Here is a 15,133-nt window from a genome sequence, read left to right on the forward strand (position 1 = left end):
CCCCTTCAAGGAGCAAGCAGCAGTGAGCAGCAACAACGGTGACGTCCGGCTCTGGGGAGGCAGGTTCGCCGACGGCCCCGCCGAGGCCCTGGCCAAGCTCTCCGCGTCGGTCCACTTCGACTGGCGGCTCGCGCCGTACGACATCGCCGGCTCCCGTGCCCACGCCCGCGTCCTGCACAAGGCCGGACTGCTCACCGCCGACGAGCTGACCCGGATGCTGGCCGGGCTCGACCGGCTCGAAGCGGATGTCGCCGACGGCTCGTTCACCGGCACCATCGCCGACGAGGACGTCCACACGGCCCTGGAGCGCGGGCTGCTGGAGCGCCTCGGCCCCGACCTCGGCGGCAAGCTCCGCGCCGGACGGTCCCGCAACGACCAGGTGGCCACCCTCTTCCGGATGTACCTCCGCGACCACGCCCGGATCATCGGCGGGCTGCTCGCGGAGCTCCAGGACGCGCTGGTCGGGCTGGCGGAGGCGCATCCGCGGCTCGCGATGCCGGGCCGTACGCACCTCCAGCACGCCCAGCCCGTTCTCTTCGCGCACCATGTGCTGGCGCACACGCAGGCGCTGTCCCGGGACGCGGAGCGGCTGCGGCAGTGGGACAAGCGCACGGCGGTCTCCCCGTACGGTTCCGGAGCCCTGGCGGGCTCGTCGCTCGGGCTCGACCCGGAGGCGGTCGCCGCCGACCTCGGCTTCGAACGCGGCTCCTCCGGCAACTCCATCGACGGCACGGCCTCCCGCGACTTCGTCGCCGAGTTCGCCTTCATCACCGCGATGATCGGCGTCAATCTGTCCCGGATCGCCGAGGAGGTCATCCTCTGGAACACGAAGGAGTTCTCCTTCGTCACCCTCCACGACGCCTTCTCCACCGGCTCGTCGATCATGCCGCAGAAGAAGAACCCGGACATCGCGGAGCTGGCGCGCGGCAAGTCGGGCCGGCTGATCGGCAATCTCACCGGGCTGCTCGCCACCCTGAAGGCCCTGCCGCTCGCCTACAACCGCGATCTCCAGGAGGACAAGGAGCCGGTCTTTGACTCCTGCGACCAGTTGGAGGTCCTGCTGCCCGCGTTCACCGGGATGATGGCGACGCTGACCGTCAACCGGGAGCGCATGGAGGAGCTGGCCCCGGCCGGCTTCTCGCTCGCCACGGACATCGCCGAGTGGCTGGTACGGCAGGGCGTGCCGTTCCGGGTGGCGCACGAGGTCGCGGGGGAGTGCGTCAAGGAGTGCGAGGCGCTGGGCATCGAGCTGGACGGGCTGACGGACGAGCAGTTCGCGAAGATCTCCCCGCACCTCACGCCCGAGGTCCGGTCGGTGCTCAATGTGCAGGGCGCGCTGGCGTCCCGTAACGGCAGGGGCGGTACGGCGCCGTCGGCGGTGGCCGTCCAGCTCTCCGAGGTCAAGGCCGATCTGGTGATACAGCACGCCTGGGCGGACGCCAAGACCGTCAAGCGCTAGCCCCCCGGCGACCGCAGAGCCGCTACAGCGCCGCCGCCCAGTCCTCAAGTGTGTCGAAGTCCGGCCGGGTCAGTCCGGTGCGGGGATCGACATACAGCAACAGGGCGGCGGCGAGGTGCTGTTGGTCCACCCACTCCCGGTCGTACGAGGTGATCTCGTCGTCGACCCACGCGAACGGCCGCCCCTTCGCGTACTCCAGGACGTACTGCGTCTTCCACAGGGTCCCGCGAGGGGCCCATCCGTGTGTTTCCGGCCAGGCGATGTACGGCAGCTCGGGCAGCCCCAGGAGCGGGCCTATCCACTCGTTGGCGTCGTCCTCCCAGGTCGTCGCCCACACCAGCTCGTACAGCCCGCTGAGCGCCCGCAGCTCCGTGCCATGGTCCGGATTGAGGAGCACCGGGAGCGCGTCCGGCCGCGTCCGCGTCCAGAGCGAGGGCCGCATCAGATGCCTCGCATAGCCGTACGGCGGCTCGGGGGCGGCCAGTGCCCCGTACGGATTGAGCGGACCGTCGACATCGATCAGCAGCAGCGGCTTCATACGGATGGTCCTTCCCGGTGCCGCGTTCCCAACCCGCCCAGGACCCGGGCGGGTTGGCGACCCGGCGGCACGGTCAGGCGGCCTTGGCCTTCGTGGCGTACATGTCCACGTACTCCTGCCCCGACAGCTCCATGACCTCGGCCATCACCGAGTCCGTCACCGCCCGCAGCACATAGCGGTCCCGGTCCATGCCCTCGTAGCGGGAGAACTCCATCGGCTTGCCGAAGCGGACCGTCACCTTGCCGGTGCGCGGCATGCCCGTACCGTTCGGCTGGAGCTTGTCCGTACCGATCATGGCGAACGGCACCACCGGCGCGCCCGTCATCAGCGTCAGCCGCGCGATGCCCGTACGGCCGCGGTAGAGGCGGCCGTCGGGGGAGCGGGTGCCCTCCGGGTAGATACCGAAGATCCTGCCCTGTTCCAGCACCCGGCGGCCCGTCATCAGCGCCGCGACCCCGCCGCGCCCGCCGTCCCGGTCCACCGGGATCATGCCCACACCGGTGAAGAACCAGGCCATCGCCCGGCCCTTGAACCCCTTGCCCGTGACGTACTCGTCCTTGCCGATGAAGAAGACCTGACGGTCGCAGACCAGCGGCAGGATCATCGAGTCGATGAAGGTGAGATGGTTGCCGGCGAGGATCACCGGCCCGCTCCCCGGAATGTTCTCGGCGCCCTCCACACGGGTGCGGAACATCAGGCGCATGATCGGTCCGAGCGCTGCCTTGATGAGCGCGAAGCGGGACAACGGGTCCTCCGGAGTCGGGGAACGGCGAGGGACGGAGAGTGAACATCTCCGCAGGTGAGCACGTTACTCGCGGCTCCTGGGGTTCGCACATCGGGTTCACTGGCTGGATACGCGCTGTTGACATGTGTTTGCGCCACGTTCGTCCGAGGTCTCCCCCGCGGCAGACACCGCGGCCTACGCTCGGGCTCGTTTGACAGGTGCAAAACATCACATCAAGGAGCGTTCATGACACAGGGTGCGCGGAACACGCCCGGCCGGCGGACCGTACTGGGAGCGGCGGTGCTCGGCTCGGCCGCCGCCATGGCACTGCCCGCCACGGCGCAGGCCACCGAGCGCGGCCGGGGCGGCCACGGGTCCTCCCGCCCGGAGCTGCCCGCCCTCACGATCGTGGGCCACCGCGGGGCCAGCGGCTACCGTCCCGAGCACACCCTCGGCTCGTACCAGCACGCCCTGGACCTCGGCGCGCATGTGATCGAGCAGGACCTGGTGCCCACCAAGGACGGCCACCTGGTCTGCCGCCACGAGAACGACATCACCGGCACCACCGATGTCGCGGCCCACCCGGAGTTCGCGAGCCGCAAGACCACCAAGTCGGTCGACGGTGTCAGCATCACGGGCTGGTTCACCGAGGACTTCACGCTCGCCGAGCTGAAGACGCTGCGTGCCACCGAGCGCATCCCGGGCACCCGCCAGCACAGCACCCTCTACAACGGCCGCTGGGAGATCCCCACCTTCGAAGAGGTGCTGCGCTGGGCGGACGAGCAGGGCCGCCGCCTCGGCCGCCGGGTCTGGCTCTACACCGAGACCAAGCACCCCACCTACTTCCGGGGGATCGGCCTGGGCCTGGAGGAGCGCCTCGCGAAGCTGCTCCGCCGCTACGGCCGCGACCGCAAGGACTCCGCGATCTTCCTCCAGTCCTTCGAGCCGACCAGCATCCAGCGGCTGGCCGGGCTGGTCGACTCGCCCGGTGTCGTGCTGCTCTCCGGCGCCGGCACCCGCCCGTGGGACTTCCAGGCGACGGGCGACCCGCGCACGACCGACGACCTGATCAAGCCCGCGGGCCTGAAGTGGATCGCGTCCTACGCGCAGGGCATCGGCCCGACGCTCGACCTGATCATCCCGAAGGACGCCTCGGGCAAGCTCACCACGCCCACCACGCTGGTACGGGACGCCCACGCGAAGGGCCTGATCCTCCACCCGTACACGATGCGCAACGAGAACTCCTTCCTGCCGGCCGACTTCCGCCGGGGCACGGACCCGAACGCGTACGGCGACGCCTTCGGCGCCTTCCGCGCGTACTTCGCCACGGGCATCGACGGCATCTTCACCGACAACCCGGACACGGGTCTGCTGGCGCGGGCGGACTTCCTCGGCCGCTGACACGGCTGACGGAGCTGCCAGGTGCTTTCCCCGGCCGGGTGATCGCCCGGCCGGGGAGTGACCGTCCGAACCCGCCAACCGCGAAAACGCGGGCGAGTTGGGTATGTCACAGGGCAACTTGGCCTCTTTGTGGGTGAAATGCCTGGAATGCCTGCGCAGATTACTGGCGGCGGAGGTTGCTGCTCCTGAACCGTGGGGAAAGGAGCGGTAGACAACCGGCGGATCAGGTGAGCGGGAGGCATGCACACATGGGCATGAGCGTGACCATGTCAGCGGCGAGCACGCAGGACGCGGAGCACATTCTGAAGCTGCAGTACCTGTGCTACCAGCAAGAGGCCGAGCTGTACGGCGACTACACCATCGAGCCGCTCACCCAGACGCTCGACGACCTGAAGGCCGAGATCGGCCGTGGGCACTGCCTGGTCGCGCGCCTCGGTGAGGAAGTGGTCGCTTCCGTACGGGGAAGTGTCGACGCGGCGGGCACCGCCCGGATCGCGAAGCTCATCGTCCACCCCCGGCTGCGCCACCACGGTCTCGGCGGCCGGCTGCTCGACGCCATCGAGGCGCACTTCGCGGCCGAGTCGGCGGCCAAGCGATTCCAGCTCTTCACCGGCCACCGCAGCGAGGGCAATCTCCGGCTCTACCGCAGCCGTGGTTACACGGCCGTATCGGCGGAGGAGATAGGCCCGCGGCTGAAGCTGGTCACCCTGGAGAAGCCGGCCGGTCTGGGCGCGTACGCGGCCAGCGCCTGACGCGGGTCGTGGCCCGGCCTCCGGCCGGACGGGCGCAGTCCGACGACAGGGCTCAGCGCCGGGCCTTCCGCAGCCACAGGATCCCGGTGACCGGCAGCAGCACCGGGATGAAGAGGTAACCCATGCCGTAGTCCGACCAGACCGTGGCGTCCGGGAAGGCCGAGGGCTCGGCCAGCGTCCAGGTCCCGACGGTCAGCACACCCGCGAGTTCGGCGGCGCAGCACACCAGCGCCGCCTTCCGCGCCGTCTCCCCGCCGCGTACGAGCGTGTACGTGATGAACGCGTAGACGAGGGCCGCCACGGCGGAGAGCGCGTACGCCAGCGGCGCGTGCTCGAACTCGGTCGCGATCTGGTACACCGACCGGGAGACCGCGCCCACCGACATCACGCCGTACAGCCACACCAGCAGGAGGCCGGGGCCGCGGACGAGGCGCCCGTCATGGTTGCTGTCGTCTCCGCTCTCCCCGTTCCTCGGCTCCGTTTTCATACCGGTAGTGGGCTCGCCCATCGTCAGCCTCCCCAGATGTCGTGGAGCCGTACTTCCAGCACGGCCAGGACGACCGCGCCCGCGGCCACCGTCGTCGAACCCCAGCGGGTCCGCTCGGCCAATGACAGAAAACCGGCCGCCGGCACCGCGAGCAGCGCGCCGATCAGATACGAGACAAAGATCACCGAACCCTGGTCGGGCTTCTCGCCACGCGCGAGCTGAGTGATCCCGATCACCAACTGCACCAGCGCCAGCGCGGACACCACCGCCATGCCGATGAAGTGCCAGTCCTTGGTGGGCTGGTCGCGCAGGGCGGCGAAACCGCACCAGGCGGCGAGGGCGAGCGCGGCCACGGAGACCGCGACCGTCAGGGCGACAAGCATGGGCCCGAGCGTATTACGGCGCAAAAGGCACCCCGCGCGCGGCCCCGCGCCCGCCACTGTGCCCGCCACCGAGCCCGGCCTCGCGCGCGTCCCTGCGTCGGCCCTCCGCGTGCCCTGTGGCCGTCCCTGAGCCCGTCCTCGTACCCCTGGTGCAGGAGTGAGACAGGATTGTCCGATATGCGGACGAGCCGCTGGGAGTCTCTTGATGTCTGCTTTACTTGCGGCATGACCACGACGAGCTACCGCGTTCCCGCGACCGAGGCGACCCTGACGCCCGGTGCTCGTTGTCTGTGTCGAATGTGCGCCAACTGAGGGCCCCTGCCTGAGCCTCGCGCCCCGGCATCGGCGTCGCCCTGCCGCGCCGTACCGCGTCCGTACGCCATGAAGCCATCGCGCGTCGGCGGCCCCCGCACGTCCGAATGACGAACGCCCCGTGCCCGGCCACCACTTCGCCGTGCACTCGACAGTGATGGATACCCCTGTGATCACTACTACCGGTCTGACCAAGATCTACCGGTCAGCCGCGTCACGAGGCCGCGACATCACCGCACTCGACAGCGTGGACCTGCATGTCCGCGAGGGCGAGGTCTTCGGTGTCGTCGGACAGAGCGGCGCGGGCAAGTCCTCGCTCATCCGCTGCGTCAACCTCCTGGAACGCCCCACCGCGGGCCGGGTGACCGTCGCCGGCCAGGACCTCACCGCGCTTGCCGGGCGCGGCCGGCGGGCCGGCAAGGAGCTGCGGCGCGCCCGCAGTTCGATCGGCATGGTCTTCCAGCACTTCAATCTGCTGTCCTCACGGACCGTCCAGGACAATGTCGAACTGCCCCTGGAGATCCTCGGTGTCTCCGGCCGGGACCGTGCCCGCCGCGCTCTGGAGCTGCTCGATCTGGTCGGGCTCGCCGACAAGGCCTCGTCGTACCCCGCCCAGCTCTCCGGCGGCCAGAAGCAGCGGGTCGGTATCGCCCGCGCGCTGGCCGGCGACCCCAAGGTGCTGCTCTCCGACGAGGCGACCAGCGCACTCGACCCCGAGACCACCCGCTCGATCCTCCAGCTTCTCCGTGATCTCAACCAGCAGCTCGGGCTGACCGTTCTGCTGATCACGCACGAGATGGAGGTCGTCAAGACGATCTGCGACTCGGCCGCGCTGATGGAGAAGGGGCGGATCGTCGAATCGGGCACGGTCGGCGAACTCCTCGCCACCCCCGGCTCGCAGCTCGCGCAGGAGCTGTTCCCGGTGGGCGGCGCCCCCTCGGGACCCGGCCGTACGGTCATCGACGTCACCTTCCACGGCGAGGCCGCGACCCGCCCGGTGATCTCGCAGCTCTCCCGTACGTACAACATCGACATCACGATCCTGGGTGCGGCGATGGACACCGTCGGCGGGCGGCAGATCGGCCGGATGCGGATCGAACTGCCCGGCGGTTACGAGGAGAACGTCGTCCCGGTCGGATTCCTGCGGGAACAGGGCCTCCAGGCCGAAGTCGTGGACGACCCGCCGTCGGAGAACGAGCCCGCCCGGAAGCCCACAGCGAACGAATCAGAGGGCGAGACGCCCGCGCCGGTGAAGGAAGAAGCCAAGTGACCTGGTCGGAGATGCAGCCCCTGCTGGCCCAGGGGACCGTCGACACGCTCTACATGGTGCTGTGGTCCGCGCTCGTCACCATCCTCGGCGGACTGCCCCTCGGCATTCTGCTGGTCCTCACCGACAAGGGCGGGCTGCTGCAGAACGCCCCGGTGAACAAGGTCGTCGGGGTGATCGTGAACATCGGCCGCTCGCTGCCGTTCATCATCCTGCTGATCGCGCTGATCCCGTTCACCACCTTTGTCGTCGGCACCTTCATCGGCCCCACCGCGATGATCGTCCCGCTGGCGGTCGGCGCGATCCCCTTCTTCGCGCGCCTTGTCGAGACCGCGGTCCGGGAGGTCGACCACGGTCTGGTCGAGGCGGTCCAGGCGATGGGCGGTTCCGTACCGACCATCGTCCGCAAGGTGCTGCTGCCGCAGGCCCTGCCCTCCCTGGTCGCCGGAGTCACCACCACCGTCATCGCGCTCATCGGCTACTCGGCGATGGCCGGGGCGGTGGGCGGCGAGGGGCTGGGCTCCAAGGCCGTCACCTATGGATTCCAGCGCTTCGAGAACGGCTTCATGCTCGCCACGGTCGTGGTCCTGATCGTGATCGTCACAGCCGTCCAGCTCCTCGGCGACGGTGTCGTGCGGCTGCTGGCACGCCGCGGCCGCACCGCCTCCTGAGCGCCCGTACCCCCAAGCCCCCTTCACAGCCCGCACTCCTTGTCCGGGCTCCGTCACCCGCATCAGTGGAAAGAGGCACTCTTCGTGCGTACCACCGTCAGATTCACCGCGGCCGTCGCCGCGACCGCCGCCCTCGCCCTGGGCCTCAGCGCCTGCGGCACCTCCTCCGACCCCGGCTCCTCGGACAAGGCGGGCTCGGGCGCCTCGGCCGACACGTCCAAGCCGCTCCTCGTCGCCGCGTCCCCGACACCGCACGCCGACATCCTGAACTTCGTCAAGGACAATCTCGCGGCGAAGGCGGGACTCAAGCTGGAGGTCAAGGAGTTCACCGACTACGTCCTGCCGAACACCGCGACCCAGAGCGGCGAGGTCGACGCGAACTTCTTCCAGCACAAGCCGTATCTCGACGACTTCAACAAGAAGAACGGCACCGACATCGTGCCCGTCGTCAATGTCGAGCTGGAACCGCTCGGTCTCTACTCCAAGAAGATCGACGATCTCAAGGGCATCAAGTCCGGCCAGAGCATCGCCATTCCGAATGACACCACCAATGAGGGGCGCGCGCTCAAGCTGCTCGCCGACAACGGTGTGATCACTCTCAAGGACGGCGCCGGAATCGACGCCAATCTCTCCGACATCAAGGACGCGAAGGGCATCGCATTCAAGGAGCTGGAGGCCGCCACACTGCCCCGCGCCCTCAATGATGTCGACGCCGCCGTCATCAACGGCAACTACGCCCTTGAGGCCGAGCTGAAGCCCGCTCAGGACTCGCTCGCACTGGAGAAGTCCGAGGGCAACCCGTACGCCAACTTCCTCGCCGTCAAGCGCGGCAACGAGAAGGACCCGCGGGTGCAGAAGCTCGCGGCACTCCTCAACTCGCCCGAGGTCAAGAAGTACATCGAGGACACCTTCGACGGCTCCATCGTGGCCTCCTTCGGCGCGGTCCAGTAGGCACCGGGTGGTCAGTGTGCCGCCCAAGTGACCGGAGCAGTAACGTTCTTGTCTCCGAGTCCGCCGCCGCGGGCCCCGCGTACGTCTCCGTACCCGGGGCCCGCGCATTCCCGGCGACCCGGCCATGCGCATCCCCATCCGATGCTGCATGCTGTGCATTTACGACGGACTGAGGCATGGAGCTGTGCATGACTACCACCTTTCCGGACGTTTCCATCAGCACGGAGCGGTTGGTGCTGCGCTCCTTCGAGCGGGCGGACATCCCGGCGCACATCGAAATGATGAACGACGAGCTGGTCACGGCATGGACGCCCGTACCCCATCCGTATACGCGTGAGGACGCCGTACGGTGGGTCGACAGGATCGCCCCCGCCGAACGCCTCGAAGGCCATGGAATCGCCTTCGCCGTCACCGAGTTCCTCACTCAGCGGCTGGTCGGGATCGTACGGCTGCGCAGAACCAACTGGCACGCGCTCTCCACCGAGATGGCCTATGTGACCGCCCCCTGGGCGCGCGGTGAGGGATACGCCACCGAATCGGCGCTGGCGGTCGCGCAGTGGCTCTTCCGAGACCAGAAGTTCGAGCGGATCGAAGTACGGACCGCCGCCGACAACACCGCCTCGCAGCAAGTCGCGCAGAAGATCGGCTGCATCAGCGAGGGCGTTCTGCGCCACGCGTGGATAGCGCGTACCCAGACCGAGGACGGCGGCTGGACCGATATCCGTACCGACCTGATCGTCTGGAGTCTGCTGCCCGAGGATCTCGAAGGCGTGGCCGAGCAGATGGCCGACGCGAGCGGGTACGCGTCCTTCACGGACTGGAACTGACGGACACCGACCGGAACCGACGGCAGCCGGCCGTACGCGCCGCACCCGGGCGCGCGGGCCCGGACCGGCGGTCGGCCGTACCCCTACCGCCCGGCGGTCTCCATGCCTGGTCAGGTAGTCTCGCCGTGCTCCTCTGTGCCCTGCCGCTCCGCTGTGCTCCGCCGCGCTCGACCACACCTCACCACGGGCGGCGCAAGCGACCCCGACGACTTCCGGGAGACTGACGACGATGGCCGACCGCGTCACGGTGATCGGCTGGGACGGCTCGCCCCTCACCGCTGCTGCCAGGTCCGCCCTCTCGGCCGCCACACTGGTGGCCGGGGCCGCCCACCATCTCGCGCTCCCCGAGGTGCCGCCCGACGCCGAGCGCATCCGGCTCGGCTCGATAGACCTGGCGGCCCGCCGGATCGCCGGGCACCGCGGCAGTGCCGTGGTCCTCGCCGACGGCGACCCGGGCTTCTTCGGTGTCGTACGGACACTCCGCGCCCCCGAACACGGCCTGGAGGTCGAGGTCGTCCCCGCGGTCTCCGCCGTGGCCGGGGCCTTCGCGCGGGCCGGAATGGCCTGGGATGACGCTCAGGTGGTCGTCGCCCAGCGCCGTACGCTCCGCCGCGCCGTCAATGTCTGCCGGGCGCACACCAAGGTCGCCGTCCTCACCTCCCCGGGCGCCGGGCCCGCCGAACTCGCCCTGCTCCTCGAAGGAGTCCACCGCACCTTCGTCATCTGCGAGGAGCTGGGCACCGAGCGGGAACAGGTCAGCGTCCTCACCTCCGACAAGGCCGCCGACCATGTCTGGCGCGACCCCAATGTGGTGATCGTGATCGGCGGGGTCGGCACCGCCGTAGCCCCCACCGGCGGCTGGATCGCCGGCCGCGACCCCGGATACCCGCCGGCCGAACGCGGCTGGGCGCTGCCCACCGCGGAGTACGGCATCGACCTCGACGAGGGCGAGTCGACCTGGCTGCGCGCCGCCCAACTGGCCAGACTCGGCGCCCGTACCGGCGATCTGATCTGGGACATCGGCTCCGGCAGCGGAGCGCTCGCCGCCGAGGCCGCCCGCTTCGGCGCGGCCGTGATCGCCGTCGACGACGAGCCGGGGGCCTGCGCCAGCACCGCGGCGGCCGCCCGCCGCGCTGGAGTTCAGATGCAGGTCGTCCAGGGCCGGGCGCCCCAGATCCTGGAGCGGCTGCCGGAACCCGATGTCGTACGGATCGGCGGCGGCGGTATCGATGTGGTCGTCGCCTGCGCCGACCGCAGACCCGAGCGCATCGTCACCCACGCGGCCACCCGGGACGAGGCCGAGGCCGTCGGAAGGGCCCTGGCAGAGGGCGGATACGAGGTGGAGTGCGCGCTGCTCCAGTCCGTCGACCTGGACACCGGAGCGTGGTCGGAGCGGGAGCGCTCGGTCGTTTTCCTGGTCTCCGGGCAGCGTCCGGAGACCGGCCCCTGACCCCCTTCGGGCGCCGCGCGCGGTAGGCTGGCCGATCGTTGTACCGCAGCCGGGCGTTCGTCGGTTCGTTCGTCAATGTCCGGAAAAGGGGACCCTTTTGGACCCCGATGTGGTACGGCGAAACCGGGGGGACGCGCGACGTGGCGCAGTCCACAACGGGCCGTGGCAGGCCTTCTGCCATGGCGGCGAAGGACCGTGCGCAGCCGGGAGACTCCGGGCCGGGCGCGGGCCGTTCGTGCCGCGCGGCGCCCACGCTCGTTGTGCTTGACGGGCGCCGGAAGCGCCGCGGATCGGGCGCCCCGGGTGAAGGGCTGAAGGAGCAGAACCAATGGGCGAGGGGTACGCATGACTGACACCGGCCGGGTCCTGGGCGAGGGACTGCCGGAGGACGCGGGCATGGTGGAGCAGCCGGGCGTCCACGCTCCCGGCGCGTACACCTACCTCGGTCCCTCCGAGTCCGTCACCGAGGACGAGGATCTGCTGCTGATGCCGAGCGCGCAGGGGGGGTGGGGCGACCCCCAGGTGGTACCGGCGGAGGCGCCCGCGCCCGCGGTCTACGCGGCGCCGGACGGGTACGCCATGCCCGCGCCCGGGGGGTACGGGTTCGCGGTGCCCGAGACCTACGGGGCTCATGGGGCTCCGGAGGGCTACGGGGCGGCGGAGCAGGTGCTGGTGCAGCAGCAGGCGCCGCCCATAGAACAGCCGGGGGCGGTGGCGGCGCCGGTCGCTCAGGCGCAGGTTCAGGTGCCGGGGCCGGGTCTCGGCCCGGAGCAGGGTCCGGTGCAGGTCGAGGCTCAGGTTCAGGTTCAGCAGGTTCAGGCTCAGGGGGCGGTGCGGGTCGAGGCGCAGGTGCCGGTTCAGCAGGTGCCGGTGACGGATCCGCGGCTCCAGGTCCAGGTCCAGGCTCCGGTTCAGGCCGAGCCGCGGCAGGAGTTCCAGGCGCAGGCCGAGGCCGAGTTCATGGCGCGGGAGCCGCAGGGGCCGGTCGCGGTGGCCGGGTCCGGTGCTGGTGCTGGTGCCGGGGCTGACGGCTCGGGCGAGTTCGCGATGCCGGTTCAGGTCCAGGAGGCGCCTGCCGGGACGCCCGCAGAGCCGGAAGCGGTGGCGGCGCAGGGCCCGGAGCAGAGCGCACCGCAGCCGCAGGAGTCGCCGGAAGCCCCGAACGTCAACGTCCCGGAGCAGGCGGCGCCCCAGGGCCCCACGCAGGGTTCCCTCGGCCGTGGCCAGAAGCTGCACCAGCCGGGTGCGCATGAGGCCGGTGGCCGCGATTCCGGTTCGGTGGACCTCAGTGGCGTACGGGTTCCGCCGCCCGTGTCGACCGCGCCCCCGGTGCCGCCCCAGGCTCCGCCGCGCCGCCCGCTGCACATGGGTCCGCCCGTGCCCGACCCGACGGGCGGCGTGGTGCGCTCGCTCGCTGACCGGGGCCCTGCGGGCACCCCGACCCAGTCCGTCCGCGTACGGGCCCAGACCCAGGGGCCGCCCACCACCGGCCCGGAGTATCTGGACATCCCGCGCGAGGAACCGGAACCGGCCGTCCTGCCGGGCCCGCAGCTCGGCGAGATTCCGCCGCAGGCCGGGGCGCCGTGGACGACAGAACCTCCGGTGACACCGGAGGCGCACGCAGAAACGGTCGTCCCGGAACCGGCTCCGGAGCAGGAGTCCGCGGTCCAGGCCGAGCCTGTGATCCAGGCCGGGACCGCACCTCAGGCCGAGGCTGTCACGGAAGCGCAGCCCGTGGCGGAGGCGCAGTCGGCCCCGGAGGAGCAGACCGTACCGGAGCCCGAGCCCGTAGCCGTATCCGTACCGGAGGCGCAGCCTGCCGAGGCTGTCGCCGCGGTGCCCGAGCCCGAGCTTCAGCCGGAAGCGGCGCTGGTGGCGGAACCGCCCGCGGCCGATGAGCCGGTGGCGGTGGCCGCCGCCGTGGCCGAGAGCGCGCCGGAACCGGCGGCGGAGCCCGAGCCGGTGCAGGAGGCGATTCCCGTACCGGTGCAGGAGGTTGAGCCCGCACCGGAAGTCGCGCCCGTGACCGAGCCCGAGCCGGTGCCCGTCCCCGTACAAGTCCCCATCGCCGAGGCCGAGTTCCAGGCCGAGGCGACCCCCGAGCCCCAGCTCCAGCCGGAAACCGCCGAGGAGCCCGCTCCCGAGCCCGAGGCCGTCGTTCCGCAGGGCCCGCCCGCCGCCTCCGGCTTCGACGACGCCGAGCGCGAGGCCGTGCTCCGGGTGATGCGCGAGCGGCGGGACATCCGTAACGGCTTCCGTTCCGACCCCATCCCGCACGAGGTCCTGCTCCGCGTCCTGGAAGCCGCGCACACCGCGCCCAGCGTGGGCCACTCGCAGCCCTGGGACTTCGTCGTCATCCGCTCCGCCGAGACCCGCCGGTCCATGCACGAACTGGCGCAGCGTCAGCGCGAGGCGTACGCCAAGTCGCTGCCCAAGGGCCGGGCGAAACAGTTCAAGGAACTGAAGATCGAGGCCATCCTCGAAACCCCGGTGAACATCGTCGTCACCGCGGACCCGACGCGCGGCGGCCGGCACACCCTCGGCCGGCACACCCAGCCGCAGATGGCCCCGTACTCCTCGGCGCTCGCCGTCGAGAACCTCTGGCTCGCGGCCAGGGCCGAGGGGCTCGGGGTCGGCTGGGTCAGCTTCTTCGACGAGCGCGAGATGGTCCGCGCGCTGGGGCTGCCGGAGCATCTCGAAGTCGTGTCGTATCTGTGCGTCGGGTACGTCGACGAGTTCCCCGAGGAGCCCGAGCTGATGCGGGCGGGGTGGTCCAAGCGCAGGCCGCTGTCGTGGGTCGTCCACGAGGAGACGTACGGCCGCAGGGCGCTGCCGGGCGAGGAGCCGCACGATCTGCTCCAGGAGACCATCGCCGGTATCCGCCCGCTCGACGCGAAGGCGCTCGGCGAGGCGTGGGAGCGGCAGAAGCGGATGACGAAGCCGGCGGGCGCGCTGGGCATGCTGGAGATCATCTCGGCGCAGCTCAGCGGGTTGTCGCGGCTGTGCCCGCCGCCGATTCCGGAGCCGGCGGCCGTGGCGATCTTCGCGGGCGACCACGGGGTGCACGCGCAGGGTGTGACGCCATGGCCCCAGGAGGTCACCGGCCAGATGGTGGCCAACTTCCTGGGCGGGGGCGCGGTGTGCAACGCGTTCGCCACGCAGGTGGGCGCGGAGGTGTGCGTCATCGATGTCGGTGTCGCGGGCGAACTCCCGGCGACACCGGGCCTGTTGCCGCGCAAGGTCCGTGCCGGTACGGGGGACTTCACGACAGGGCCCGCGCTGAGCCGCGAGGAGGTCCTGGCGGCGATCGAGGTCGGTATCGAGACGGCGCGCGATCTGGTGGCGGCGGGCAACAAGGCGCTGCTCACCGGTGAGATGGGCATCGCCAACACGACCGTGTCCGCCGCGCTGATCTGCGTCTACACCGGCCAGGACGCCTCGGAGGTGACCGGGCGGGGTACGGGTATCAACGACGAGACGCACGCCCGCAAGATCGACGTCGTCCGCCGCGGTCTGGACCTCCACCAGCCGGACCCGGCCGACCCCATCGGTGTCCTCGCGGCGGTCGGCGGCCTCGAACACGCGGCCATGGTCGGCTTCCTGCTCGGCGGCGCGTCCCTCCGTACGCCGGTGATCCTCGACGGCGTCAGCGCGGGCGCGGCGGCGCTGGTCGCCCGGGCGATCGCCCCCGAGGCCCTGGCCGCCTGCATCGCCGGCCACCGCAGCGCCGAACCCGGCCACGTCGCGGCCCTCAACAAACTCGGCCTCCGCCCACTGGTCGACCTGGACCTCCGCCTGGGCGAGGGCACGGGGGCGCTGCTGGCGCTTCCGGTGGTGCAGAGTGCGGCGCGGGTGATGCATGAGGTGGCGACGTTCGACTCGGCGGGAGTAACCGAGAAGTAGCGCCCGCC

General features: G+C 70.8%; 13 protein-coding genes. 9 read left to right on the top strand and 4 right to left on the bottom strand.

The window, feature by feature from the left end:
- Nucleotides 1–22: 22 nt before the first annotated feature.
- Complete coding sequence (gene argH, locus ACFU9P_RS21520) at nucleotides 23–1,459, top strand: argininosuccinate lyase (RefSeq protein WP_384083208.1); 1,437 nt, start codon at nucleotides 23–25, stop codon at nucleotides 1,457–1,459.
- Between the two features lie 22 nt (nucleotides 1,460–1,481).
- Here the strand turns inward: argH and ACFU9P_RS21525 are convergent, their stop codons facing one another.
- Together ACFU9P_RS21525 and ACFU9P_RS21530 are read right to left on the bottom strand one after the other, a co-directional pair.
- Entirely contained in the window at nucleotides 1,482–1,997 is a 516-nt protein-coding gene (locus ACFU9P_RS21525; protein WP_384083211.1) for a hypothetical protein, read from the bottom strand.
- A 73-nt stretch (nucleotides 1,998–2,070) separates the two neighbouring features.
- Nucleotides 2,071–2,700, bottom strand: a complete 630-nt coding sequence (locus tag ACFU9P_RS21530) for a lysophospholipid acyltransferase family protein (RefSeq protein ID WP_376373348.1) — start codon at nucleotides 2,698–2,700, stop codon at nucleotides 2,071–2,073.
- A 267-nt stretch (nucleotides 2,701–2,967) separates the two neighbouring features.
- Between ACFU9P_RS21530 and ACFU9P_RS21535 the strand changes: the two genes are divergently transcribed.
- Both ACFU9P_RS21535 and ACFU9P_RS21540 read left to right on the top strand, forming a co-directional pair.
- Entirely contained in the window at nucleotides 2,968–4,122 is a 1,155-nt protein-coding gene (locus tag ACFU9P_RS21535; protein ID WP_376373235.1) for a glycerophosphodiester phosphodiesterase, read from the top strand.
- Between the two features lie 248 nt (nucleotides 4,123–4,370).
- Entirely contained in the window at nucleotides 4,371–4,874 is a 504-nt protein-coding gene (locus tag ACFU9P_RS21540; RefSeq protein WP_376373238.1) for a GNAT family N-acetyltransferase, read from the top strand.
- A 52-nt stretch (nucleotides 4,875–4,926) separates the two neighbouring features.
- Here the strand turns inward: ACFU9P_RS21540 and ACFU9P_RS21545 are convergent, their stop codons facing one another.
- Both ACFU9P_RS21545 and ACFU9P_RS21550 read right to left on the bottom strand, forming a co-directional pair.
- Complete coding sequence (locus ACFU9P_RS21545; protein WP_384083504.1) at nucleotides 4,927–5,361, bottom strand: hypothetical protein; 435 nt, start codon at nucleotides 5,359–5,361, stop codon at nucleotides 4,927–4,929.
- A 23-nt stretch (nucleotides 5,362–5,384) separates the two neighbouring features.
- Nucleotides 5,385–5,744, bottom strand: coding sequence for a hypothetical protein (locus tag ACFU9P_RS21550; RefSeq protein ID WP_384083216.1), 360 nt, complete (start codon nucleotides 5,742–5,744; stop codon nucleotides 5,385–5,387).
- Nucleotides 5,745–6,225: 481 nt separating this feature from the next.
- On the opposite strand from ACFU9P_RS21550, the gene ACFU9P_RS21555 reads away from it, so the two are divergent.
- The 6 genes from ACFU9P_RS21555 to cobT all read left to right on the top strand — a co-directional run bounded on the left by ACFU9P_RS21555 (nucleotide 6,226) and on the right by cobT (nucleotide 15,125).
- On the top strand, nucleotides 6,226–7,326 hold the full coding sequence (locus tag ACFU9P_RS21555; protein WP_384083219.1) for a methionine ABC transporter ATP-binding protein: 1,101 nt from the start codon (nucleotides 6,226–6,228) through the stop codon (nucleotides 7,324–7,326).
- Nucleotides 7,323–7,994: a methionine ABC transporter permease gene (locus ACFU9P_RS21560; RefSeq protein ID WP_376373249.1), complete on the top strand. Its 672-nt coding sequence runs from the start codon at nucleotides 7,323–7,325 to the stop codon at nucleotides 7,992–7,994. Before ACFU9P_RS21555 ends, ACFU9P_RS21560 begins: the two co-directional genes overlap by 4 nt.
- Before the next feature lie 84 nt (nucleotides 7,995–8,078).
- A complete protein-coding gene (locus tag ACFU9P_RS21565) occupies nucleotides 8,079–8,945 on the top strand; it encodes a MetQ/NlpA family ABC transporter substrate-binding protein (protein ID WP_376373252.1) in 867 nt (288 codons plus the stop codon).
- Nucleotides 8,946–9,133: 188 nt separating this feature from the next.
- Nucleotides 9,134–9,772 carry a GNAT family N-acetyltransferase gene (locus tag ACFU9P_RS21570; protein WP_376373254.1) on the top strand — a complete coding sequence of 213 codons (639 nt, stop codon included), beginning with the start codon at nucleotides 9,134–9,136 and terminating at the stop codon, nucleotides 9,770–9,772.
- Nucleotides 9,773–10,001: 229 nt separating this feature from the next.
- On the top strand, nucleotides 10,002–11,222 hold the full coding sequence (gene cbiE, locus ACFU9P_RS21575) for a precorrin-6y C5,15-methyltransferase (decarboxylating) subunit CbiE (protein WP_384083224.1): 1,221 nt from the start codon (nucleotides 10,002–10,004) through the stop codon (nucleotides 11,220–11,222).
- Between the two features lie 345 nt (nucleotides 11,223–11,567).
- Nucleotides 11,568–15,125: a nicotinate-nucleotide--dimethylbenzimidazole phosphoribosyltransferase gene (cobT, locus tag ACFU9P_RS21580; RefSeq protein WP_384083227.1), complete on the top strand. Its 3,558-nt coding sequence runs from the start codon at nucleotides 11,568–11,570 to the stop codon at nucleotides 15,123–15,125.
- The last annotated feature ends 8 nt before the right edge of the window (nucleotides 15,126–15,133 follow it).

The organism is Streptomyces sp. NPDC057617, assembly GCF_042800555.1.
In the GTDB taxonomy this organism is placed as follows: domain Bacteria; phylum Actinomycetota; class Actinomycetes; order Streptomycetales; family Streptomycetaceae; genus Streptomyces.